19 protein-coding genes, 1 pseudogene and 1 riboswitch are annotated in these 23,833 nt (G+C 44.1%); of the genes and pseudogenes, 5 read left to right on the top strand and 15 right to left on the bottom strand.

Translation table 11 applies throughout. The features are described from left to right. Nucleotides 1–36 precede the first annotated feature (36 nt). Nucleotides 37–474: a MerR family transcriptional regulator gene (locus WMO28_RS03575; RefSeq protein WP_349056086.1), complete on the top strand. Its 438-nt coding sequence runs from the start codon at nt 37–39 to the stop codon at nt 472–474. On the opposite strand, the pseudogene WMO28_RS03570 reads toward WMO28_RS03575, so the two are convergent. The 8 genes and pseudogenes from WMO28_RS03570 to WMO28_RS03535 form a co-directional block, all read right to left on the bottom strand. Further along, nucleotides 473–682, bottom strand: a pseudogene (locus WMO28_RS03570) (MATE family efflux transporter); the annotation flags it as partial. The gene WMO28_RS03575 and the pseudogene WMO28_RS03570 overlap by 2 nt on opposite strands. A gap of 125 nt (nt 683–807) precedes the next feature. Beyond that, a complete protein-coding gene (locus WMO28_RS03565; protein WP_178644002.1) occupies nt 808–972 on the bottom strand; it encodes a hypothetical protein in 165 nt (54 codons plus the stop codon). A gap of 102 nt (nt 973–1,074) precedes the next feature. Continuing rightward, nucleotides 1,075–2,769, bottom strand: a complete 1,695-nt coding sequence (locus tag WMO28_RS03560; RefSeq protein ID WP_349056188.1) for an AAA family ATPase — start codon at nt 2,767–2,769, stop codon at nt 1,075–1,077. Between the two features lie 54 nt (nt 2,770–2,823). After that, nucleotides 2,824–3,294, bottom strand: coding sequence for a pyridoxamine 5'-phosphate oxidase family protein (locus tag WMO28_RS03555; protein ID WP_349056085.1), 471 nt, complete (start codon nt 3,292–3,294; stop codon nt 2,824–2,826). Nucleotides 3,295–3,441: 147 nt separating this feature from the next. Beyond that, on the bottom strand, nt 3,442–4,806 hold the full coding sequence (locus WMO28_RS03550) for a glycoside-pentoside-hexuronide (GPH):cation symporter (protein ID WP_178644006.1): 1,365 nt from the start codon (nt 4,804–4,806) through the stop codon (nt 3,442–3,444). Between the two features lie 97 nt (nt 4,807–4,903). Continuing rightward, nucleotides 4,904–5,932, bottom strand: coding sequence for a zinc-dependent alcohol dehydrogenase (locus WMO28_RS03545; RefSeq protein ID WP_349056084.1), 1,029 nt, complete (start codon nt 5,930–5,932; stop codon nt 4,904–4,906). Nucleotides 5,933–6,194: 262 nt separating this feature from the next. Beyond that, nucleotides 6,195–7,301 (bottom strand): ROK family transcriptional regulator, encoded by a 1,107-nt coding sequence (locus tag WMO28_RS03540; RefSeq protein ID WP_349056083.1) that lies wholly within the window; start codon nt 7,299–7,301, stop codon nt 6,195–6,197. Nucleotides 7,302–7,381: 80 nt separating this feature from the next. After that, the gene (locus WMO28_RS03535; RefSeq protein ID WP_349056082.1) at nt 7,382–8,863 is read right to left on the bottom strand and encodes a PucR family transcriptional regulator; all 1,482 of its coding nucleotides are present in this window, start codon (nt 8,861–8,863) and stop codon (nt 7,382–7,384) included. Nucleotides 8,864–9,010: 147 nt separating this feature from the next. Here WMO28_RS03535 and WMO28_RS03530 point away from each other — a divergent pair, with 147 nt between their 5' ends. The 3 genes from WMO28_RS03530 to WMO28_RS03520 all read left to right on the top strand — a co-directional run bounded on the left by WMO28_RS03530 (nt 9,011) and on the right by WMO28_RS03520 (nt 12,089). Beyond that, on the top strand, nt 9,011–10,321 hold the full coding sequence (locus WMO28_RS03530) for a uroporphyrinogen decarboxylase family protein (RefSeq protein ID WP_349056081.1): 1,311 nt from the start codon (nt 9,011–9,013) through the stop codon (nt 10,319–10,321). Nucleotides 10,322–10,336: 15 nt separating this feature from the next. Beyond that, complete coding sequence (locus WMO28_RS03525; protein ID WP_349056080.1) at nt 10,337–11,329, top strand: uroporphyrinogen decarboxylase family protein; 993 nt, start codon at nt 10,337–10,339, stop codon at nt 11,327–11,329. 238 nt (nt 11,330–11,567) lie between these two features. After that, nucleotides 11,568–12,089: a hypothetical protein gene (locus WMO28_RS03520; protein ID WP_178643586.1), complete on the top strand. Its 522-nt coding sequence runs from the start codon at nt 11,568–11,570 to the stop codon at nt 12,087–12,089. 55 nt (nt 12,090–12,144) lie between these two features. Here WMO28_RS03520 and WMO28_RS03515 read toward each other — a convergent pair whose 3' ends face one another. Continuing rightward, nucleotides 12,145–12,756 carry an NUDIX domain-containing protein gene (locus tag WMO28_RS03515; protein WP_178643587.1) on the bottom strand — a complete coding sequence of 204 codons (612 nt, stop codon included), beginning with the start codon at nt 12,754–12,756 and terminating at the stop codon, nt 12,145–12,147. A 205-nt stretch (nt 12,757–12,961) separates the two neighbouring features. Here WMO28_RS03515 and WMO28_RS03510 point away from each other — a divergent pair, with 205 nt between their 5' ends. Continuing rightward, nucleotides 12,962–14,350: an MATE family efflux transporter gene (locus WMO28_RS03510; RefSeq protein ID WP_349056079.1), complete on the top strand. Its 1,389-nt coding sequence runs from the start codon at nt 12,962–12,964 to the stop codon at nt 14,348–14,350. Between the two features lie 94 nt (nt 14,351–14,444). Here the strand turns inward: WMO28_RS03510 and WMO28_RS03505 are convergent, their stop codons facing one another. From WMO28_RS03505 to WMO28_RS03480, 6 genes are all read right to left on the bottom strand, one after another. Next, nucleotides 14,445–15,080 (bottom strand): ECF transporter S component, encoded by a 636-nt coding sequence (locus WMO28_RS03505; RefSeq protein ID WP_178643589.1) that lies wholly within the window; start codon nt 15,078–15,080, stop codon nt 14,445–14,447. A gap of 132 nt (nt 15,081–15,212) precedes the next feature. After that, nucleotides 15,213–15,330: riboswitch (FMN riboswitch) on the bottom strand. A 45-nt stretch (nt 15,331–15,375) separates the two neighbouring features. Next, nucleotides 15,376–18,558, bottom strand: coding sequence for a glycosyl hydrolase (locus WMO28_RS03500; RefSeq protein ID WP_349056078.1), 3,183 nt, complete (start codon nt 18,556–18,558; stop codon nt 15,376–15,378). A gap of 18 nt (nt 18,559–18,576) precedes the next feature. Continuing rightward, nucleotides 18,577–20,079 (bottom strand): response regulator, encoded by a 1,503-nt coding sequence (locus WMO28_RS03495; protein WP_349056077.1) that lies wholly within the window; start codon nt 20,077–20,079, stop codon nt 18,577–18,579. Then, on the bottom strand, nt 20,057–21,871 hold the full coding sequence (locus WMO28_RS03490) for a sensor histidine kinase (RefSeq protein WP_349056075.1): 1,815 nt from the start codon (nt 21,869–21,871) through the stop codon (nt 20,057–20,059). The genes WMO28_RS03495 and WMO28_RS03490 overlap by 23 nt, the downstream gene beginning before the upstream one ends. Nucleotides 21,872–22,070: 199 nt before the next feature. Further along, nucleotides 22,071–22,901 carry a carbohydrate ABC transporter permease gene (locus WMO28_RS03485; protein WP_173757142.1) on the bottom strand — a complete coding sequence of 277 codons (831 nt, stop codon included), beginning with the start codon at nt 22,899–22,901 and terminating at the stop codon, nt 22,071–22,073. Between the two features lies 1 nt (nt 22,902). Next, nucleotides 22,903–23,763 (bottom strand): carbohydrate ABC transporter permease, encoded by an 861-nt coding sequence (locus WMO28_RS03480; protein WP_119239679.1) that lies wholly within the window; start codon nt 23,761–23,763, stop codon nt 22,903–22,905. Between the last annotated feature and the right edge of the window lie 70 nt (nt 23,764–23,833).

Here is a 23,833-nt window from a genome sequence, read left to right as displayed (position 1 = left end):
ATAAAAACCAAAAACCCCAAAGGAGGACACACACCCATGTACACCATCGGCCAAGTATCCGAAATGTTCAATCTCCCCATCTCCACCCTACGCTACTACGACAAAGAAGGCTTCTTCCCAAACCTCAAGCACGAATCCGGCATCCGCAAATTCACCGACAACGAACTGGAAGCCCTCCGCATGATCGAATGCCTCAAAGCCTCCGGCCTCGAGATCAAAGACATCAAACAATTCTTCGAATGGTGCAGCCAGGGAAGCAGCACCTACAAAAACCGCAAAGAACTCTTCGAAACCAGAAAAAAAGCCGTAGAACAGGAAATTCTACGACTCAATAAAACCCTTGATATGCTCAAATACAAATGCTGGTACTACGACCAGGCCATCAAAGAAGGCAGCGAAGACCACATCAAAAAAATGCTCCCAGACCACCTTCCATCCGATATCCAGACCCTCTACGACAACGGTCACAAATGAGCACCACGCTGAACCCGATACTCATTCCAAAGGCCACCCTCGTACCCTTACGGATCCTCTCTTTATTTCCGGCTCCGTAATTCTGCGCCACAAAAGTAGAAAACGCATTTCCAAAATCCTGCACCGGAAGATAAGCAAAGGTATCGATCTTCACAGCCGCTGCAAAAGCCGCCATGATCGTAGCCCCGAAGCTGTTCACCAGATTCTTGGGATCATCCTCGATCTTTTCCCGGATCCGGTTCACATGCACCATAACGGTGGCGCTGCCGCCTATATAATCATCCGCACCAAGGCCAAGCCCCCTGATCTTATCCACAGATTCTGTACGGGCCGTCACCATGAGAATCGGAACACCACTCCGTTATCATGAACTACCTCTATTGATTCCGTATAAATCTTCACCACGACCATATTGATCAGCAGAAAGATCACCAGTGTGGTCAGTACCATCAGTGCATTGGATATAAAAATTCTTCTTTTTACCGTTCCTTTTTCCATATTTTCACCCTCCTGAAGGACATTTTTATTCAGTTTCTTTATACTCCTGTCCGTTAAACATTTGGAAGGGAAAAAGTTAAACATTTTCTAAACAATCTTATTTTAATTTTGTCCGATCAATACTTTTTTTCCGTTAAAAGCAAATCCATAATGCCTGATTCTCTCTTTCGGAATACCAATAGCTAAAAGCTCTGTCTCATAATTCTGGTCTTTAATCTGCCGTAACGCTGACTGAACTGCCTGCTCCATCGTCTCCTTCTGCATGCGGTTACAGACTTTAAATTCAATGATGATAGCAGGATTCTGTCTGTAATCATGCGGAATCATCATGATATCATATCGACCAAATCCACTTTCTCTGTTTGATCGTATCTCATAAGATTCTGCCTGTTCTGCCATCAGTCCCAGAACAAACCCATGATAAAAGCGTTCTGGTTCTGTACTTTCACTATCTTCTTTTCCCACATCAAAATAGCTGAATGTTGTAAGAGAAATTTTATTCATATAATAATTCATGGCTTCCAGATCGCCCAGCATAAATGCTTTTATAAATCTTCCATAATCTGACTCTGACAGTTCAAACCATCCTCTGAACATTTCATTAAACATACCTGCTGTTTCCAGATTTGTAATGCAAAGCCGATACCAGGGTTTTAATATGATTCCTCGATATTCAACTGTCTCCGCCTTGAGATAACCACTTGCAAGCAACAGACTCCAGATTGCATTCTCATTATGATCCAGCTGCTCAAACACCATCTGTTCATCAAAGCTTACCAGTATCTCCTTACCATTTATCAGATCTTCCATTTTTTCTTTTATTTCTGCTGATGCCATACGTATCAGCTTTCCAATCAACGTATTGGAACTGGTTGATGCCCAGTAAGGTTTTATTTTCTTTTCTTTCAGATAATTGGTAATAGACCATGGATTATAAATATCGCGATGTTTTCCAAAAATAAAGCCATCGTACCACTGTCTGACTAACTCGCGATTTTTTTTCAGCCCAAAGTCATCTAACGCTGCAAATACTTCTTCTTCCGTAAATCCAAAACAATCAGCATACAGATCTGATGTCGTCGTCACCACCTGCAGATTATTCAGATCTGAAAATATACTCTCCTTGGATACTCTCGTAATACCTGTCATAACTGCCCGTTCCAGATATGGATTCGTCTTGAATGTTGCATTAAACAGACCTCTGACAAAATCTGTAAACTCCTGCCAGTAACCGTGAATATATGCTTCCTGCATAGGTGTATCATATTCATCCAGAAGAATGATTGTATTTTTCCGCCAGTAACGTGCCAGATACATACTCATATTGTTAAGTGCGGCTGCTGCTTCTGCATCTCCCATATACATAGTCACATTTACATATTCCCGCTTCTCATTTTCACTGAGTATATTTCCCTCCAGAAGATACCGATTTTCTTCATACACTCTCGTAATCTGTTGTTTAATCTGTATTTTTGCATCCTCAAGCTTTGCAGCTTTCACTGCTGCAAAGCTTAAAAATATCAGCGGCCAGGTTCCCTGCAATTCTCTGTATTTTTCTTCTTTCCAGATAAGAAGACCTTCAAACAGGTCCTGCCTTTCTGCGTATTTATTGGAAAAGAAACTCTCCAGCATACTCATATTCAATGTTTTTCCAAATCTGCGCGGACGGGTGATCAAAGTAATGTCATCTCCATTTTCCCACCAGGATTTTATAAAAAGAGATTTATCTACAAAAAAATAATCATTTTCTCTCAGGGATGCAAAATTCTGTTTTCCAATACTGATTACTTTTTCCATTCCTTTACCTGCTTTCTCATTCATTAGAAATGCCTTCTATCTGCTCCAAAATCCTTACCTGCGATGCTTCGCTGTATATTTCTCAAGCTCGATCTTAAAAACACGTGTCTTTTCCACATAAGCCGGGTTCATCTTCGGCTGCTTTACACCGTAATGCTCCAGGATATGGATAAGTGCGTTCTCTTTTTCCACACCAGAAACTTCTGATGCGGTTCCCTGTCCGATCACACTTGCGTATGCGTAGCTGGCTGTGCAGCCTTCCTCGCCTGTTGGTGGGATAAAACGGTGTTCACAGTCTGTTTCTACCGATACATGTGCATCCTTTTCCAGGATTTCATACTTGGTTCCTTCCTTTGCTCCGTGGAAAAACAGTGTAATCCTTTCATTCTCCATTTCATATCCATAGTTTACAGGAAGAATATACGGATATTCTCCATTATTCATTGCTATGCGGATCACCTGACCGTTCTCCAGGATCTGTCGGATTTCTTCTTTATCAGTCACTTCACGTTCTTTTCTTCTCATAAGATATGCTCCTGTTGCTTTTCTTTTATCATATCATATTTTACAGAACTTCTACATATCAAAAAACAAACATTCCGACAACTCACAATCTTATACAACAAAACCTCCCGGACAGCCACGCCCGGGAGGTTTTTTCATATCCAGATATTATCCTCTTTTTCCATGTTTCAGATCTTCCACGATCTCATTATATCTCTTTCTGTTCAGTCTGTAGAAGAACAGTACTACTGCTGTAACGATCCACAGGATTCCCGGAATCGTAGTAAAGGAATGCTTCATAATACTGAGCACTGCAGAGTTCTGAGCCTGGTTTGCCACATAACCGTATTTTCCGAGAAGCGCTGCAAGAAGTGCGGTTCCAATTGCCATTCCAATCTTATTTCCAAGAGATACAAATGCATACTGGAAACCATCATTTCGAAGTCCTGTTTTCCATTCACCATACTCTACACAATCAGGAATGATCGCATAGATTGCTGTATTGAATCCTGAGAAGAAGAACTGCGTAATTCCTGCCAGTCCATAAAATGCGACCGGAGATTCTTTTATATTAAAGAAATACATCGCAAGCATGGCAATTCCTGTAAGCAGTGCAAACATGGATGCTGTCCGTCCTTTATTATTCAGCTTACGGAATACCGGCTGGAAGCAGGCAGCTCCGATAATGGACGGAATGATAATGCACATAGAGTACGTTGTATAGTAAGAAGCATTTCCCTCTACATATGTAAAATAATAAAGGACATCTGCATTTCTTCCATAAAGGGTAAATCCGAAAAGGACCTGTCCTACCAGTGCCAGAAGATACGGCCGGTTCTGCATAACTGCCTTTATCTGTACTTTGATAGAGATTTTTTCCTTCTCCGGAATTGTCACCTGCTCTTTCGTCTTTGCAAAGCAGAAAATATGGCACGCTGCAAAAATACATCCGTAAATAATCGCTACCAGAAGATATCCTGTTTTCTGACTGCTGCTTCCCAGTTTTCCGATCAGCGGTACGGTAATAATGTTAATGATTCCGATCGCGATCATCGCAGACACAGAACGCGAAGTATTGATCTTCGCACGTTCATCAATATCCTGTGTCATCGCTCCACAGAGGGTTCCGTAAGGAATATTTACACATGTGTATCCCAGAACCAGCAGACAGTATGTGATCACCATATAAATGATCTTGGATGTATCTGACCAGTCCGGATGTGCCCAGAATGTCATTATCAAAAGGACTGCTGTAATAGGTGCCGCAATAAGCAGCCACGGACGGTACCGTCCCCATCTGGTTTTCGTCTTATCAGTAAGTCCTCCCACAATGGGATCGTTGATCGCATCCCAGAATCTTGAAAACAGCATCAGTGCAGAAACCGCTGTCATACTGATTCCAAACACATCCGTATAAAATATCATCAAAAAATTACTGACAAACATCCAGCTGAAATTACAGCCCACATCACCAAAACCATACGCGATCTTACTGATCAGCGGTACCTTTCCGTATCTGTCCTCGCTACCCATAACTCCTCCTGTTTTCCGTTTCTCCTCGTATACTACTTATAATATCTCTCCCGGACAGCCACATCCGGGAGAGCTCCTGTTAATGCCTTCCCTGCTGTTATTTCTCCTGTACGTTGATGATGACCTTCATCGTCGTCTCACGGTTAGCATCAATATACTGATAAGCCTTGAGGTAATCCTTGAATGCAAAGGTCTTGGAGATCAACGGTCTTAAGTGAACTTTGTCTGCATTTACAAGGTCAATGGCATCCACATAGTCGTCATGACGATACATCATAGTACTCTTGATATCCAGCTCATGGTCATTGGCAACAGCCAGGTCGATCGTTGCCATGTCTGCAAATACGGCTACCAGTACGATCACGCTTCCTTTTCTTGCGTATTTGATCGCCTGTCCCATGGTGATGTTGTTTCCGGCGCAGTCATAAATAACATCAGCCTTATCCGGTCCGAAAGCTTCCACCATTGCCTCTCCGAAATCTTTTTCCTTTGTGTTTACGCATACATCGATTCCGCATTCTTTCGCTTTCTCAAGACGAAGATCACTGACATCTGTGATCATAACCTTCGCTGCGCCCATTCCTTTCGCACTCTGTGCGACCAGGTTTCCGATCGGACCTGCACCAAGAACTGCAATGTTCATTCCCTTTACATCACCCATCTGCTTCACAGCATGAACTGCAACTGCCAGCGGCTCGATCATGGCACCTTCCTCATAGGACATATCCTCCGGGATCGGTGTAACCTTGGACGCATCTACTGCAAAAAATTCTGATGCAGTTCCTGTTGTCTGGAAGCCCATAACCTTCAGCTCTTCACAGAGATTATATTTGCCATGACGGCATGGATAACAGTGTCCGCAATATACCTGCGGCTCGATCGTCACCTTCTGTCCTACTTTAAATCCTGTGACATTTTTTCCCAGTTCTGTGATCTCACCGGACACCTCATGTCCCTGTGTTACCGGATATTTGGTAAAAGGATGCTTGCCATGATATACATGAATATCAGATCCGCAGATACCGATGTTCATGATCTTAACAAGAACCTGATCGTCTCCTACTTCCGGAACCGGTACCTCTCTGAAAATAATCTCTCCTGGATTTGTCATTACCTGCTGAATCATAATGTTTTTCCTCCTTGTTTTGTTATATATTATCTTTTATTAATTGTTTTATTAAAGTAATTACATTATTATTCTTTTGAGATGATTTGTCAATAGTGTTTCGTAGGATTCTACCTGTTGAACAAATATGCTTTATCGTTTTTATGCACTTTTTACTATTGTGCAGTTGACCGAACAAAAAAAGGACCCGCAAATACAGTCTTATCAACATCCACTGTATTTACAGGTCCTCAAAACTACAGACATACGATCTGTTTTATTTCTATATATTTTTTATAAGCTCGTTAAAAAAGTGCTTCGCTGCACCAACTGCTGATGCTTCCTTACGGTAGCTGCAGTTTTTCAGATATCGGATGTCCCGATCAAAACCATTGTATTCCATCACTTTTTCCCCAAGAGGCAGCATGTAATCAGCCAGATATCCACCGACTTCTCCACCAAGTATAATATCCATATCATAAGCCATCCTGAGATTGGAAATGAGGATTGCCAGATGATCCAGATATTCTGACCATTTTTCTGCGGCATCCGCTTCTCCCCTGAAAAGAACCTCCATAAACTGATCCAGATTTTCATAATTATCACCGGTCAGTGCACTGGCCGCACAGTAGGCATCCGCACATCCTTTCTTTCCACAGTAGCACTGTCTGCCACCTGGAACCAGGATCATATGACCGAATTCTCCCGCCTTCTGGTTCTGTCCGGCAAACAGTTTCCCTTCAATACAGAACGCACCGCCAAGCGTATTGTTTAATGACAGATAGATCGCATCTTTGTACTGGTGAATATCCTCCGCCATCATTGCTGCATTGGCATCATTCTCAAAATAAACCGGGCAGGAAAAAGCCTGCTCCAGGAAGCTTAAGCTGTAATTCTCAATCCGCAGTGCATGGGACTTCACAACAAGCTGCTGCTCCCGGCTGATGATACCCGGAATGGATATCCCGATTCCCAGAAGCTTATCCGGCTCTGCCATATCTGCAAGAAATTTTTTTACCAGGGAAGATAACTCCACACAGTAGGATGCTTCCGGAGAAAATTTCATTCTAACCCTCTGCTGTTTTTCGATCTCATATCCCATATTTACCAGAGCCATTCCCACATGATTGGCTGTGATCATAATTCCCAGAGCATAACGGTATCCTGGGTTGATTCCTATGCGCTTCGCCTTCCGTCCGCCTGTTGACGCATACTCACCGGTCTCCACCAGAACCCCGCTGCCGATCAGCTCATTTACATTGGAAAGAACCGTTGGCATACTCATGTTCAGATTCTTGGAGATCTCCACCTTTGAGGTATTCTGATTATTGATCACATAGCTGATGATCCTGGATCTTGTATTGTTTTTTTTCTCTGCTTTTGGCGACATATCGAACCTCTTTTATAAACTCTTTTATAAAAGAATGATAGCCTTTTCTGACTGGTTTGTAAAGCGTTTTTTATCCAGGCTCATTTATTCTCCATCACCAGAAAAGATACCATCAGATATTCCCGCTCATAGGCATCGTCCAGATCCAGTGAAAACAGCTCCACAATTTTTTTCAGTCGATAAACCAGTGTATTTTTGTGCACAAAAAGTCGCTTTGCTGTGAGAACACGATCTCGTTCACAGCGCAGATATTCTCTCAGGATTTTATAAAAGTCCGTGGATTTTTTACTGTCATATTCCCGCAGTCTTCCCAGAGCCGGATGGATGGCAAGTCGCCTGAGTGTGGAATCTCTGTATAACGCAGTCAAATCTGCAAGAGCACAGTCGTAGTAGTCCTCTGTTTTCTTTTCCCAGGCTTCTTTTGCCTGCTTGTACTGAATGCTCATGTTGCGGATTCCGGAAAAGGGATAGCTGCAATGTATCCGAAAGCCCAGTCTTTTCAACATATCCTGAAATTTTTCCGGATATGAAACCCCATATCGGTTCTCTGACTTTGCCGCTATCTGCTCCTGCACCGGGATTCCGCATACAATATTCCCGGGATTTCCATCAGGATCCTGACAGAACACAAGCTCAGGAAAATATCTGCAAAGCACCCACCTCTGGTATCCATAATTTCGTCCAACCAAATTTTCTCTTTCCAGTATAGCCACAATACAGGGTTGCTCCGGTTCCCAGCCCTGTATCTGATAAAACATGCGAAAGCCGTTTTCATCCAAATGTCTCCCCTGCAGAAAATCCCGGAACAGACTCTGGGCTACCGTTCCCTGCTGTCTTCCTGAATCATGTCCCGCCACAAGACAGAGTGCCTGCTTTAAGATCTGCGCCAGGTGCTTCTGATATTTATGAAATTTTTCCCTGCTGATGATAGTCAGCTGCCCTGTCAGCTGATGCTCACTGTTTTCCTGGCTGATCATCATGGACCATGGATATTCGCTTGCACATTTTTCATAAAAGATCTCACAGTTCCATTTTCCGGGCAATCTTTCCATATATTCCCCGTCCTGCATATTCACCAGCGAATCCACAGATAATGTGCCGATCTCCCAGAAATCATCCCAGTTCCGGTTTACACTTCCTTTCGGATACTGCCTGGAAAAAGCAGTCACCTGAAGGCTGGTATCTGTAAAAAACATTGGTCCGAAAATATCCCGGCATGCATCAATGATCTTCTGCTCCGGATTCGCCTGCTGAAAGGCTGCAAGCATCGTCTGCTCCCACTTCTGATAATAGACAAAAGCATCCATCACCATATCAAAAACATCCTCCATCTCCTCTGTCCGAAGACTGATCACATCTTTTCTGTGTACAAGCAGAACCTCCTTGGCCTGTGACCTTTCAAAAAAATCCCCTGTCCGTCCGATGTAAAGATAATCCGGATCCGGTGTCTTTTCATAAGAAAAAAGTCGGATTCCTGCTATGGTTAGTTCATTAGAAACAATCGTAGATACTGGTTCATATTTGCGTATCCACTGCTCGATAATGTCCATACTCAGTTTCATGCTATTTTTTTCGTCTGTGCAGACGAATTTCCTCCTTTTTTTCTTCTGATCTGTGTTTCTTCTGGATATATACGAAAAATAATTGTCTGATATAATTTAAGTATAGTTAAAATATACAAATAAATCAAGAAAGAGGTGTTCATTGTTATGGAAGATAGAAAGAATTTTGATGCAAGTTCCTCATGGTTTGCTACTAATGTCCGTGCATCCGAAAAAGATGCTCCTGCAGCCGAAAAATTTGCAAAACGTATCCATCTGGTAGAAGATGCCACCGCTTTAAAAGAGCCGGAACGTATCCCGATGTGTCCCATGTTCGGCGCTCTTCCCTATAACCTGGAAGGCTCCTCTTACAAAGCCGCCATGTATGATTTTCCGGCTGCCTCCGAAGCTCTGGTGAAATTTTATCAGGAATTTCAGCCTGACGCAGCCACACATACCGGCTTCACCAGCGGAAAAGCCAATGAGCTGGCACAGTCCACCATGATCGACTGGCCGGGCCGTCCCGGAACCAGCGTTCCTGATTTTTCCACACATCAGGTTATCGAGAACGAATATATGGATGACAGTGAATATCCCGAGCTTCTGAAGGATTTTACCGGTTTTATGCTACGTAAATATATTCCGAGAGCTTTTCCTGCACTGAAAGGTCTGGCTGATATCCGTTTCGTTCCATCCATCATTCTGAATACCACGCCGCTGGCTTCCCTTTATTCCAGGCAGGCACAGGAAGCTTTTTCTCTTCTCGCAAAGATCGGTGAAGAGGATGCCAAGGCTGCTGATGCTTCCAATGCCGTATCCAACCGCCTTGCTGATCTTGGCTTCCCACCAATGTTCACAGGTGCAGGCGAGGCACCGTTTGATATCATCGGTGATTACTACCGCGGAACTCTCGCAACGCTTACTGACCAGCTGGAATATCCGGATGAGCTGGAGGCAGCCTGTGATATGCTTGCCGATATCCAGATTGAATCCTGGCAGTATTTCCGCTTTGCACCGCTCCCTGTAAAACGTGTTTTCTTCCCACTTCACAAAGGAATGGACGGCTTTATGAGTCCGGAGCAGTATGAACGTATCTACTGGAAACCGCTTAAGAAATGTATGATGGCCCTGATCGATATGGGAGTTACTCCATATATTTATACAGAAGGCCGTTACAACACCCGTCTGGAACAGCTGGCTGATATACCGAAGGGCAAGGTCATCTATCATTTTGAGACAGCGGACATGGCCCGTGCAAAAAAGATCCTCGGCGGTACTGCTGCTATTTCCGGTAATCTTCCGATCTATATTCTGGAGCATGGTACCAGACAGCAGGTTATTGACGAGACCAAGAAGCTGATCGATATCTGTGCACCTGGCGGCGGATATATCTTTGACACCAACGCCTGCATCGACAATGCAAAACGCGAAAATCTGGAAGCAATGTTTGAGACACTGTATACATACGGACATAAATAAAAGGAGGCTTTTACCATGCTTACAATTCGTGAAAATTTTATGGAAACAATCAAAGGCGGCCATCCGGACCGTTTCGTGAAACAGTATGAATATCAGGAATGGATCAACGATCCTCTGTTTCCGATCTACTTCGGAAATATCATTCCCGGCGGTGAATGGGTCAATGGCTGGGGCGTAAAAAACAAATTCCCAGCTGGTGTTCCCGGACCGTTTCCATGCTGTGAAGGTGAAGACAAGGTCTGCAAGGATGTTGCACACTGGCGTGACTATGTAAAAGCCCCAAATCTTGTTCTTCCGCCCGAAGCATGGAAGGACTGCATCGAACAGGTTTCCCACATTGACCGTAAAGAGAAATTTGTCACTGCAAAGGTTTTCTGTGGTATTTTTGAAAAGCTTCATTATCTGATGGGTATGGAAGACGCTATGATCAATTTCTACGACGAGCCGGAGGCTATGCACGAACTGATCGACTATCTGACTGACTGGGAAATCACTCTTGCAGAAGAAACGATCAAATATGTTCATCCGGATGCCCTTTTCCACCACGATGACTGGGGCAGCCAGCGAAGCCTGTTTATCTCCAAGGAGATGTTTGATGAGTTTATTCTTCCTGCATACAAAAAGATCTACGGTTACTGGAAAGCACACGGTGTTGAGGTTATCATTCATCACTCTGATTCCTATGCTGCTGATCTCGTTCCTGAAATGATTGAAATGGGAATTGATGTTTTCCAGGGTGCCGTCGGAACTAATAATATTCCTGAGCTGATCCGGAAATACGGCGGTCAGATCACCATCATGGGCGGGCTTGATAACGGTATCTATGACCGTGCAGACTGGACCCGTGAAAAAGTCCGTGCAGGTCTTAAGGAGCTTCTGGAGGCATCCGGACCTCGCTATATCATTCCGGGACTTACCATGGGGGGTCCGGAAACTACTTATCCTGGTCTTTATGAGGCTGTATCTGAGATCGTCGGCGAGTTTGATAAGATTTATTTTCCATTATAATATAAAATATATTGAATCCTGACGGAAGAACTGGCATTTCGTAAACCCGGAATGTCGGTTCTTTTTCATTTGAAATACTGACATTTTTCGTATATATTTGTTAATTTTGTATCAATTATGTGCTTTTGTTTTTATTTTGTGTGTTTTTTTATTGCTTTATGCACAATTCAGACTTATAATAAAAGGTACAAAAAACACGTAAGATCCTACATGGAAATAAAATTCTGGAGGGAATATTATGAACGAAGAACTTTTTAACGAAGCGTCAAGATCCAATGTCCTTTCCAAGAAACTGATCGATCAGCTTCAGGAGAGCATGAGTTACAGCAGTATTTCCTTTGTGAACTGGACGATCGAAGTCCTGAAGCTGCTGAAAGCACGTATCGAACGTGGTGACAAGATCACTGATGAAGTGACCGGCAAGACCTATGATCTGCTTTCTTTCCATAAATTCGTGGAAGATAATTTTTCCGACTATATCACAGGTCAGGTATTTAATGTATCCTTCCGGGCACAGAAGGTATATTTTTCACTGGAGGCCTGTCCGGGCGGCTACAATCTTATCATGGCGGACGATGGCAACCAGAAGACCTACCGCTGGATCTCCAGCCTCAGCAAACGTTTCTCACTGGTAGAGATGATTGCCACAGGAATCGTTTATATCAAAGATACCCGTACCGATACCTATCAGCCATTTATTTCCGGAAGCGGTAAATATTGTAAATATGATAAAGAAACCGGTATGATCGTCGAATTGTAAGTCAACAAACAGTCAGGGGGAATTTGCTATATCAGCAGATTCCCCCTGTGTTTTCTCAGATCCTCTTCAAAAAATCAAACGGCTCCTCTTCATTCAGGAAATGCATCAGCATATAGGAGCATACGATCGCAACTCTCTCTTCTTTCAGAATCCTGCGGACTTCGTCTCTGTCCGCGATGACAACCTCGATTTCCTCGCTGTCCTCCTGTGCCGCTGCACTGATCTCACCGCTGGCATAGCCGTAAACAGTTGCACAGGACTCATCTGTCATTCCGATCGTCGTAAAGTACGGCTTCTCAAAAGCCTCATCAACCTTCAGCGGATCAAGCTTCAGTCCTGTTTCCTCAAAAAGCTCCCGCACTGCACTCTCATGAAAATCCTCGCCCGGCTCCACCAGGCCTGCCGGAAATTCATAAATATATCCCCCTATCGTGTAGCGGTACTGACGGATCAGAACTACTTTATCATGATTCTCACCGTAAACACTGTAGATGATCACGCCATCCGGGTGATTCTCCCTTGTAGAAAGCTTCATATCTTCTACACTCTTCGCTCTGGAAGCCACAAAATAAGAAACCGGTGTGTTATGTACACTGGTCGCATCCACCCCGTAAAGATTCACGAATTTATTGTCTGTAAGTTTTTTTACACTGTTGATCTTACCCATCTTAAAAAAGCTCCTTCCGAAATATTTTCTGCTGAAATTTCATAAAAACATTGTAGCCCATCTCAGAAGAAAGGTCAATTTTATGCTTTCACTCATCTGAAAAAAATGTTATACTCAACGTACAATTACACTTTGACAGCCTTTCTGCTTCTGCAAAAATGCTGTCTTTTATTACGCAATATCTACTAAGAAAGAAGGAAAAAAATTGAAAAACCAGACAACTGCCACTCAGGCTGGGAATCCCCTGGGAACAGCTCCCGTAGGCAGCCTGATCGCAAAATTCGCCATTCCCGCGATCATCAGTATGCTGGTCAGTGCCCTTTATAATATTGTCGATCAGATTTTTATCGGGCAGGGGGTGGGAATGCTTGGAAATGCGGCTACCAATATCGCTTTTCCGGTAACGATCATCTCCACAGCGGCAGCACTTCTCCTTGGTATCGGAAGTGCCTCCAATTATAACCTGGAAATGGGTGCAGGCCATGAAAAAAAAGCCAGCTCTATCGCAGGAACCGGACTTTCCTCACTGGTGCTCTTCGGCGCAGTGATCGCAATGATCGTTCTTCTGTTCCTGAAGCCACTGCTCACTTTTTTTGGCGGAACGCCGGATGTAATGCCATATGCCATTGACTATATGGGAATCACAGCCATCGGTCTCCCGTTTTATGTTCTGAGTACCGGCGGCAATCATCTGGTCCGTGCAGACCGAAGCCCCACATACTCCATGACCTGTACACTGATCGGTGCCATTATCAATACGATCCTGGATCCACTTTTTATCTTCGGATTCGGGTGGGGCATCAAGGGCGCTGCATGGGCAACCGTGATCGGACAGATGGTTTCCGGATTACTGGTCATCTTCTATTTCGCAAGACTGCGAAAAATGTATCTTGACCGTTCCATGCTGATCCCCCAAATGCAAAATCTGTCCATGATCTTTTCCCTGGGACTTGCGGCATGTATCAATCAGATCGCCATGGCTGCCGTCCAGATCGTCATGAACAATATCCTTCGTCATTATGGCGCAGCTTCTGTTTATGGAAGTGATATTCCCATCGCCTGCGTTGGTATCATCTCAAAAGTCAACCAGGTATTCATGGCTATCTGTATCGGAATATCGCAGGGTTCCCAGCCCATCTGGGGCTTTAACTACGGTGCCGAAAATTACAGCCGTGTACGTCAGACATATCGCTATTCTGTGACCTTATGTACTGTGATCGCAACGATATTTTTTATCTGCTTCCAGTTTTTCCCACATCAGATCGTAAGCATCTTCGGAAACGGAAGCGACCTGTACTTCCAGTTTGCAGAACGTTATCTCAAGATCTTCATGCTGATGACCTTTGCCAACGGTATCCAGCCTATGTCCTCCGGATTCTTTACCTCCATCGGTAAGGCAAAGCTGGGTATTGTCATGTCCCTCACAAGACAGGTGATCTTCCTGCTGCCGCTGATCATCATCTTCCCGCTTTTCATGGGAATCGACGGTGTCATGTACGCAGGTCCGATCGCAGATACTGCTGCTTTCGTACTTGCAGTTATTTTTGCCAGAAGAGAGCTCGGCATTATGAAAAATGCCGAAAGAGCTGCATAGCAATACAACAAGCCGTATAAAACAAAAGTGCCATGTAACCTTGCTGCCAGATGGCAGCTACCAGTTACATGGCACTTTTGCTTTATTTATTTTATCAGTCACCCTTCAGCACAACACGGATCTTCTTGTAGATCACAAATACGATCAGGGAGGTTACTGCATACTTGAAGATATTAAACGGTGCAATGATCAGCAGCGCAAATGTAAGCAATCCGTTTACAGAGCTGTGTACAGCACTTCCCATCTGGATAAAGGTCTCGATCGGCATTCCAAAAGCCTTACCATAGGCCGGAAGCAATACGAATGCATTGATAAAGCATGCAAGAATTGATGTCAGGATCGTTCCCACTGCCATACCTGCAACTGCATGTGCTCTGCTCTTCTTATGACGGAAACGGTAGATCAGTCCTGCCGGCACTACATAAGCACATCCAAAAAGGAAGTTGGCCACATCACCGACACCTGCTGTCATGGTTCCCTTAGTCACAAGATGTACGAGAATCTTCACAAGCTCAATGAGAATACCTGCCACCGGTCCCATGGCAAAAGTTCCTACCATAACCGGCACCTCGGAAAAGTCAAGCTGATAAAAAGACGGCGCAAGGAACGGAATCGGAAATTCCAGATTCATTAATACTCCTGCGACAGCACCAAGCATAGCTACCTGGGCAATCGTCCTTGTTCTGCTCCTTTCCATGGCATTTCCTCTCTGTAATACCTGTTCACTCATAATTCTCTCTCCTTCTTTCGAAATATTCCAAAGAAAATTTCTACAAGAAATCTTTATGCCGGAAAAATATTTCCTGACATAAAAAGCCCCGGGAACTTCTTCCCGGGGTATTGATCACGTTTAAAAATACTGCGCGTTCTTCTCTCATCCAGACTTTACTGTCGGTCCTGGAATTTCACCAGATCAGCCGCCGAAGCGGGTCGCGGACTATACCGCCGGTAGGGAATTGCACCCTGCCCCGAAGAAATTTTCTTTTCTGTGGTCATTATAACGCACTTATTCAGTAATTACAACCCTATTTTTTCATAAGCACCGGTGCCTTGAGAAGTCCTGTTGGTTTCAGCTGGTATTCATACGCCCAGAGATCACCGGTTGTTCTCCATGCGTTTGGTCCGTACCAGTCCTCTTTCTGATCGCAGTTATGCAGAGTTCCGAAAGTGTTCACTCTGTTTCCGAACACAGTCAGCTCCAGCTCATGCTCGCCGGCTTCCAGCTCTCCGAGAGATAATTCATACGGAGAAAACGCAATGTAACCGGCTTCCTTTCCATCAACGGAAGCCTTGAGAACCGGTGCTCGGAACATGTTTTCGCGCACTGTCACCTCGCCGCCGGTGCTGACAAACGGAATCTTATAAGTCACATTTCCACCGTAGAACGGATAGCCCTGTGCTGTGAGATCACTGAATGCAGCCTTATGCTGCACTTCTCCAAACACCTGATCCCGTCCCACAACCTTCACGGAAAATTCTCCCAGAAGGAACATTGCTTCAATATTTACCTTGGAATTATAAGGAATCTCCACGATCAGCTCATGCTCACCTGCTTCCATATCCGGCATTGGAACTTTGCGGATGCAGTGATCCACATACCAGCCTTCTGCCTTGTTTTCCACAGTTTTCTCATCCAAGAAGATCTTCGTCTTCTCATCATTCTCCATAGCCAGGAAAGTTCCTTTCAGATCTGCTTCTGTATGAATGTGGAATTTAAGAGACAGTGTATGCTCAAATCCTTCCACCTTATCATTGGTCCATGGCTGTGCAAAAGCCTCCATACGGAGCGGATAACCAAGCTTTTCACGGAAACGGTTATCAATACGCAGGATCTCTTCCTCCGGCTTCCATTCACCTCCGTCAAAAGCATACTCTGCAAGATCCAGAATACTTACATTCGGTTCGCTTCGTACGATCTCCACCTGATCAGAAATCGGAAGCTCATATCCGAAACCTGATACTTCGCATGCACCGGCAGAACAGCTCTTTCTCTCTAAAATAAGTTTCTTCACTTCTGCTTCTGTCAGAGGTTCCAGCCAGAGAAGCAGGCTGTCATGGTCGAACATGCTGCGTTTCAGAACAGTGTCCCCTTTATGGTACTTTGCTGTCACCGGATAGATTTTTCCGGTCATGGCATCATATACCGTTACTTTCCATAAACCACGAATCTGGATACGAAGCTTCTCTTCTCTTGGAAGATCCTGATTTTTCTTACGCTCCTGCAGCTCATTGATCACAATGCAGGCATCTGAAACCTTCTCTGTACGGTTCACATGACACAGGAACAGCCAGCGGTTCTCCCCTTCCTCACGCATCTGATAGATCAGATTTGTGGATGGTTTTCCATCTGCCTCCAGAATCTCGATATCTCTTGCAGCTTTTACAGCTTCCAGAAGACGATACTTGCTGAATGCTACTGTCTCGCATTTTTCTGCCAGCTTCGTTCCCCGGTCAGACGGATAGGCATCTGCATATTTCGGAAGCTGTCCCGCAAAGATCACGCGGCCGCCTCTTGCCTTAAATTTCTCCAGGATCTCCAGTGTGGAGTTTCTAAGTGTCAGACAATTAGGAACAAGCACCGTGTCATATTTCATAGCTCCGACCTTCAGAAGCTTCTCATCCTTCTGTCCCTTATTCAGGTCCGGAAGCAGAGATTCTGAGATAAAATCAAAATCCACTGTCCCATAAAGCAGCCAGTCGATCATGTGAATAAAGTTCTCATCCATCTCCTCACGGATCGGTGCTGTCTGCTCCTTCGGTCCCCAGAAAAGCCAATAGGACTCTACCGGATGGATCACAGCAAGCTTCACATGCGGAATACCTCTTGTCAGTGCTGTATTCACTCTGGCAAAATAATTCTCCACAAGAGGATATTCTTTATACCATGGTGACTGATAACTGATGGATGCCGGATAATCTCGCTTCGCCTCACCGGCCATGGAAGTCCAGGTCAGATGCGGAACACGGACGGTTACACCAAGTGCTGCCTGCCAGTCACCCTGAAGCTTATGTCCACGGAAATCAAAATCCCAGTTTGTAACTCCATAGAGCTCGCTGGTCATGGCCTCTCTTCCAAACTGATGAACCGCGCTTTCTGCCTGTTTCGCGGTAGAAAGCTCTCTTCTGTCACAGAGCATGTCGATTCCCGGAATCTCAAAAGAACGATAAGAACGCATCGCCTCACCAAGTGCTGCTGTCTGTGTCTCCAGAGTCGGCTCTTCCATCATATGTCCGGTCAGTGCAATTCCATGCTCCTTGCACCATCCACCGATGGTATCTGCAAAAGCATCTGCGAAACGCTCTGCAATATGGTCATGATACTCATATCGAATCCGGGAAACTGCTTCTCCCGGTAGCTCCCAGAACAGCTCCGGCAGATGTTCAAGCAGACTGTGTCCGTATGCAGCCTGAAAGGTTTCATCCAGATCATCCGTATACGGAATCGTCACATCCTTTTTCTCTTCTGCAAAATCCAGGCATTCTTTATGAGAAAACTGCGGTTCGTCTGTAAAGATCGCAGGAACTGTTTTTCCGAATTCCTCTCCCAGATTTTCAAAATATTTTTCATGTGTCACCTGAATAAAACGCTTTACAGCCTCTTTGTCCAGGGTATTCAGATACGCTTCGTTATTGAACCACGGATTGTCACCGGACACCTCAAGATATGCAAACCACTCCGCAAATCCATCTTTCAGCTGTGCATCCTCGCTGATCTTTTCATACTCGGCCAGATACCCGCCCTCAAGACGCACCTGATATCTTCCGAGAAAAGTTCTCTCGTTGCTTCTTACCGCCTGTCCGGAAGAACGCAGCTCGCTGTTTTCGATCTTTTTTCCCTCCTGGCGTTCCGGTGTAAAAAGAAGAAAACGGATCCTGTATTTATGATCTTTCGTTACCAGTCCGCCGCCTGCTCCTGACGGCCAGCGATCTTCATCATAAAGCCAGGTGAGCATATCTTTTTCCCTGCTCTGTTTCCAGGCATACTTCACCAGATTCAGAAATTCCTCGCTCATATATGGGTTGTCCATTCCTGTACGGCAGTGAATATGTCCGCCGCCCATTCCCATGGCCTTTAATGCCTCCAGTGTATTGTCGATCTCCGCCTCTGTCATTTTGCAGTTCCATGCCCAGAACGGTGCTGCCCGGTACTCGCTTCCCGGATTCTGAAATTTCTCCTCTGTCAGTTTTTCCCCATTATGGTACAGCATACCTTTGCCCTCCATTTTTTATATTGTTTCAATTGTTTCTTTTTCCACGTATTCTGACGGCCTTACTCCTGTATAGGAATAAAAAATCCGGCTGAAATAAAACTGATCTTTATAACCTACCTGCTCTGCTACATCCTTTACATACATCTTTTCCTCACGGAGAAGAAGCTTTTTCGCCTTTTCCATTCGAAGCGCGGTAAGATACGTATTAAATGACGCATCCTCATACTTGCGGAAAAGCCGGCTTAAATATGTCTGTGAAACACCTACAGCCTTGCTCACACTGTGCAGGGAAAGCTGTTCCGACATATGCTTTTGGATATATTTTTTCACACTCTCAAAATATTCCTCTGTATCTGTTTTCTGCGCAGAAGCCGTCTCCTCATGCACATCCTTAAAGAAAATATCAGATATCCCGCTGCAAAGCTGCTCCACATTTTCTGCTGTAGAGAAAATGTCATCCATAAGAAATTCTGTCTCACGGTAATCCCAGTTTCCGGCATCGTAGCGTTGGAGCAGATAACCGATCTGCCGAACACGTCCTTCGATCCAGAGCTGGGTATGTTCTTCTTTTACCCATTTGCGGATCAGTTCCTCCGTTTTTTTCTGGAGACGGTCATACTTCTGTTTTCCTGCAAGATATTCCAGCTCTTCCAGATACTCATAATCTCTGCCGGGCGCCCCTGTACTCTGTCCTCCATCTGTCTCTTCAATGATCAGAGTCTGATTTTTTCCCAGAATGATTGAGGCGTCCAGCTTACGGTAAAGCTCCCGGACCATTTCTCCGATCTGACCCACAGGAACAGATTTTCGGCGGATGATGGTAGTAACATACGCAGCTTCCGGCTGCTCCTTTCCAATACGTCTGCGGATCATCTGTTCATAATCCACATCACTGACGATCTCGCCCGGACAGAGATATAAGGTCTCCTGTGTGTCACGGCCATAAGCCAGTATCATCTCATTGATATCCGAAAAGATCTCTTTTCTTCCGCGCTCCCCATAGCGGCTTGGAAGTCCGTTCAGCCTGACGATCGCCCCGTAGTAATTTTCCGACTGAAAGTATCTTCTGAGAGCTTTTTCATCTACAGGAAGCTCATTTACCATCCTGTGCATAAGAACGTTCCGTTCCTTGTAATATTTCTGTCTCAGCTTCTCTTCAATCTTTTTGATCAGCTTGGCAAACTCTGACGGCACGATCGGTTTCAGGATATAATCACACACCCCAAATGCGATAGCCTGCTTCGCATATTCAAATTCCTGATATCCGCTGACTATCACACTGAGCACTTCCGGATAACGTTTCTTTGTCTCTTCTACAAGCTTCAGTCCATTCATCACCGGCATCTGGATATCTGTGATCAGAACATCCGGTTCTCCTTTTTTCTCCATCAGTTCCAGTGCTTCCTCACCGTCATAGGCAGTTCCCATGATATCAAAATTACTGTATTTTCGTTTTATAATGTTGACGATCAGACTGGCTGCCATCGGCTCATCATCAACAATCATCACCTGATACATCGGCTTCATCCTCCTTTTCCGATACCCCTATGATGACACTTAATCCCTCTTCAAGGTTTCGTATCCGGAATACTGCTCTTCCATTGTACACAAGAAACATTCTTGCATAGGTATTCGCCAGCCCCATACCTCCGATTTCCAATTCTATACTGCTTCCTCTGGACATGATCTTTTTCCGGATTTTTCTCATTTTTTTGTTTAACTCTTCACGCACTTCTTCCGTGGTACCCTGTCCGTTATCCCGGACTTCAAAGTACCAGCCTGTTTCATCTCTCCAGCCATGTACGTAAATTTTCATGATATTTTTGCTGTTATTATATCCGTGCTGTATGCTGTTCTCTACCAGCTGCTGCAGCACAATTTTGGGAAGCTGCTCCTGTTTTACGGATTCCTCACAATCCACTTCCACTTCCAACCGATGTTCATATCTGGATTTCAGCAGAAAAATATAACGTTCAAGATACTCCAGCTCCTTTTCTACTGTTGCATATCTCTCCTTTGTGTTCGTGGAATACCTGAGCATAGCTGCCAGACAGCCGCAGATCTCGCAGATTTCCTCATCACCGTCCATAATGCCTCTGCTTGATATTACATTGAGCACATTGTAAAGAAAATGTGGATTGACCTGCGCCTGCAGGGTATCGAACTGTGCCTGAAGCTGAAGCAATGACATTCGTCTTTCTTTTACAATGGATTCGTTCAGTCTGTGCATCAGATTCTGGTATGCGATTCCTACTGCCTGAACCTCATCATCTGTATTCGGTACCACAAGCTCTGCATCCATATTCTCGATTCCTGTATTTTCCATCTGATCCTTTAACACAGTCAACGGCCTGGAAAGCTTGCTGGCAATAAAGATTACCACTCCCATGGAGATCACAAAGCAGCCTATAGCCATTCCCAGAGCGATCATCACAGCCTCTTTCATCCCCGCAATGATCTCTGTTTTTTCCTCCAGGGCAACCACACGAATCCCATAATTATCGGATATCTCTGATGCTGATGCCCACATGCTTGTGTCTGAAGAAACGGTAATAGAATCCATTTTTGTTACTTCCGGATGTTTTTTTATATAGCTTACCAGATCATCGGTCAGGCCCTCGGACTGATACAAGATTTCTCCTCCCGGAAGAAATGCCACAACTTTAATATCGGAATCCGGAATCTCAAATATATCCTTCAGTTCATCCGTAGCATACTGAACTTCAATATATCCGAAATCTCCACCCTGAACTTTTCTTGCCAGGGAAAAAACTTCCTCGCTTTCCCTGATTCCCCAGCCATCCATATGTGGTGCTATCAGGATCGGTTTACCATGCATTCTGGTTGCTGAATTCAGCCATTTGATGTCGGATATATTCCTTGCCTTATTGGTAAGCTTGGAACCGGTATTTGTACTGGATGCCACATCTCCGAACTCATTAAAAATGATCACCCTGTAAAAATTACTGTCGATATAGTACATGGCAAGTCCTATATTTAAGGTATCCAGAAGATCATTATGTTTTATCGTTTTACCAAATCCATAATTGCCTTTTTCATAATATTTCGGCAATGTTTTCATTGCATTGAGCATATCCTGTTCTGACAGGATATAATCTGTCACATGCTTCATGGAATCTACTGTAAAATCAACATTAGCAGCTGTCTGCCTGGAATAGAATTTCAGGCTTTGAGCTGCTTTTTCAGATAGCCTTTTTGAATTATAGTTATAGCAGACTATACCCAGGATTGCCGATATAAAAAATATTACAATGGAAAAACCCAAAATCAGTTTTGTGCGAAATTTCATAAACACACCTCATATATTTTTATTTGCCAAAACAGATACCCTGCCGTCACAGCAGAGTATCTGTTTTCTTTTATCTGCATGGCATGTCTGGCGGATAAAACCATCCTTATCCACTGCTTGCTTATCATAACCGAATAACTGCTTCGCAGTTGATTCAATTATGATAATACCACACAAATCCGATTTTGCATATTTGGCATCAACCTTTGACAGCTCCGGCTACCATACCGTCTACGATCTTCTTGTTGAAAAACAGGAAGAGGATCAGCATCGGGATAGTGATTATCAGTACATCTGCAAACAGCAGGTTATAAGAACTGGAATATCTGCCCATAAAGTTATAAAGAGTAAGCTGAACTGTTACATTATCATTTCCCGGAAGGAAGTACAGCGGGTTAGTAAAATCGTTGAAAATTGTTACCGCATTCAGGATGATAATTGTGGATGTAACCGGTTTCAGAAGAGGGAAAATAATCTTTACAAACAGATTGCTTTTTGTACATCCGTCGATGTATCCTGCCTCCTCAAGCTCTACAGGAATTGTATTCATAAAACCTTTGTAAAGCATGATGGTAAACGGAATCTGAAGTGCTGTCTCAACCATGATCATACCAAACATGGTTTTGTAAATGTGAAGTCCCTGCATAATCCAGATTGTAGGAAGGATTGCAGGAGGAATCATAAGACCTGTCATAACAAGTGTATCCACGATCTTTACAGGTCTGTCAGATCTTCTCTGAAGAACATAGCCTGCCATGGATCCTACAATGATAAGCACGATCAGGGATCCTATCGTAAGGATAATACTGTTCTTAAATGCTGTGATGATCTGATAATTATTTGCGGAAAATACTTCTTTGAAGTTGCTCCACATCCACTCAGTCGGAAGGGAAAGTCTCAGAAGGTTTGCTTCTTTTCTGTCCTTCAGTGCATTGATCAGCATGAAGAGAAACGGTACTGCAAAAATGAGAATACCGAAAACACATCCAAGGATGTCTCCTAATAATGTAAGTCTTTTCTGTTTTTTCATTTTAGTTGTACACCTCCCTGCTGTTAAGGAATTTCTGAAGCGGGAATGCGATGATCGCAATTACCGCAAACATGATAACGTTTCCTGCTGTAGACAGACCGAAGAATCCTGCTGCGTACTGTTTGTAAACAACGGATGCAAGTACGTCTGTTGCAAATCCAGGACCACCCTTTGTCATAGCCCAGATCAGGTCAAAGCAGCGAAGTCCGCCGATCAGGGAAAGTGTGATAATGGTATTTGTTGAAGAACGAACCAGTGGCATTACGATGTTTCGAATAGTCTGCCAACGGGTTGCACCGTCGATAGAAGCAGCTTCATAATAGCTGGAATCAATAGATGTGATACCGGCAATAAAGATTACTGTGGAAATGCTGACACCTTTCCATACATCAACCGCAATTACGGAAAACAGGGCAAGATGTGTATCACCCAGCCAGTTAGGTCCGGAAATTCCAATAGCTGCAAGAACTGTGTTGAAAAGTCCCTTGCTCGGATGCATCAGTGCCTTAAAAATAATACCGATTGCTACTGCACTGACAAGGTTTGGGAAAAACACAAGAGATCTTAAGAAATCTTTTGTCTTGATCTTACTTGTCAGGAACAATGCGATAAAGAATGCAATGATTACCTTCAGTCCACTTGTAAGGACTGCATAGATCAACGTATTTTTTACAGATATACTTAAGGAGTTTTCACTGAAGAATGTTTTATAGTTATCAAGGCCGCAGAATGTAAATGATTTCAGATCCCATACAGTTAAGCTGAAAAACAGTGATGTCACCATCGGGATGATGAAGAAGATCACAAAAATCAGTACTGCCGGAAGAAGAAACCATAAACTGTATATTTTCTTTTTGTTCATGCTTCATTTCCTTTCCGATTTCCAGATGTCTGGCTGACATTAAAGCCGGCCGCCTGTGTTTCAGGCGGCC

It is taken from the genome of Blautia aquisgranensis (assembly GCF_040096615.1).
Classification (GTDB): Bacteria; Bacillota; Clostridia; order Lachnospirales; family Lachnospiraceae; genus Blautia_A; species Blautia_A aquisgranensis.
This window is presented reverse-complemented; position numbering and strand designations above follow the sequence as displayed.

What these genes read in the sequence shown, in the direction of transcription:
- WMO28_RS03575 (WP_349056086.1), top strand. Translation starts at nt 37, where the DNA reads ATGTACACCATCGGCCAAGTATCCGAAATGTTCAATCTCCCCATCTCC.
- WMO28_RS03565 (WP_178644002.1), bottom strand. Translation starts at nt 972, where the DNA reads ATGGAAAAAGGAACGGTAAAAAGAAGAATTTTTATATCCAATGCACTG.
- WMO28_RS03560 (WP_349056188.1), bottom strand. Translation starts at nt 2,769, where the DNA reads ATGGAAAAAGTAATCAGTATTGGAAAACAGAATTTTGCATCCCTGAGA.
- WMO28_RS03555 (WP_349056085.1), bottom strand. Translation starts at nt 3,294, where the DNA reads ATGAGAAGAAAAGAACGTGAAGTGACTGATAAAGAAGAAATCCGACAG.
- WMO28_RS03550 (WP_178644006.1), bottom strand. Translation starts at nt 4,806, where the DNA reads ATGGGTAGCGAGGACAGATACGGAAAGGTACCGCTGATCAGTAAGATC.
- WMO28_RS03545 (WP_349056084.1), bottom strand. Translation starts at nt 5,932, where the DNA reads ATGATTCAGCAGGTAATGACAAATCCAGGAGAGATTATTTTCAGAGAG.
- WMO28_RS03540 (WP_349056083.1), bottom strand. Translation starts at nt 7,301, where the DNA reads ATGTCGCCAAAAGCAGAGAAAAAAAACAATACAAGATCCAGGATCATC.
- WMO28_RS03535 (WP_349056082.1), bottom strand. Translation starts at nt 8,863, where the DNA reads ATGAAACTGAGTATGGACATTATCGAGCAGTGGATACGCAAATATGAA.
- WMO28_RS03530 (WP_349056081.1), top strand. Translation starts at nt 9,011, where the DNA reads ATGGAAGATAGAAAGAATTTTGATGCAAGTTCCTCATGGTTTGCTACT.
- WMO28_RS03525 (WP_349056080.1), top strand. Translation starts at nt 10,337, where the DNA reads ATGCTTACAATTCGTGAAAATTTTATGGAAACAATCAAAGGCGGCCAT.
- WMO28_RS03520 (WP_178643586.1), top strand. Translation starts at nt 11,568, where the DNA reads ATGAACGAAGAACTTTTTAACGAAGCGTCAAGATCCAATGTCCTTTCC.
- WMO28_RS03515 (WP_178643587.1), bottom strand. Translation starts at nt 12,756, where the DNA reads ATGGGTAAGATCAACAGTGTAAAAAAACTTACAGACAATAAATTCGTG.
- WMO28_RS03505 (WP_178643589.1), bottom strand. Translation starts at nt 15,080, where the DNA reads ATGAGTGAACAGGTATTACAGAGAGGAAATGCCATGGAAAGGAGCAGA.
- WMO28_RS03500 (WP_349056078.1), bottom strand. Translation starts at nt 18,558, where the DNA reads ATGCTGTACCATAATGGGGAAAAACTGACAGAGGAGAAATTTCAGAAT.
- WMO28_RS03495 (WP_349056077.1), bottom strand. Translation starts at nt 20,079, where the DNA reads ATGTATCAGGTGATGATTGTTGATGATGAGCCGATGGCAGCCAGTCTG.
- WMO28_RS03490 (WP_349056075.1), bottom strand. Translation starts at nt 21,871, where the DNA reads ATGAAATTTCGCACAAAACTGATTTTGGGTTTTTCCATTGTAATATTT.
- WMO28_RS03485 (WP_173757142.1), bottom strand. Translation starts at nt 22,901, where the DNA reads ATGAAAAAACAGAAAAGACTTACATTATTAGGAGACATCCTTGGATGT.
- WMO28_RS03480 (WP_119239679.1), bottom strand. Translation starts at nt 23,763, where the DNA reads ATGAACAAAAAGAAAATATACAGTTTATGGTTTCTTCTTCCGGCAGTA.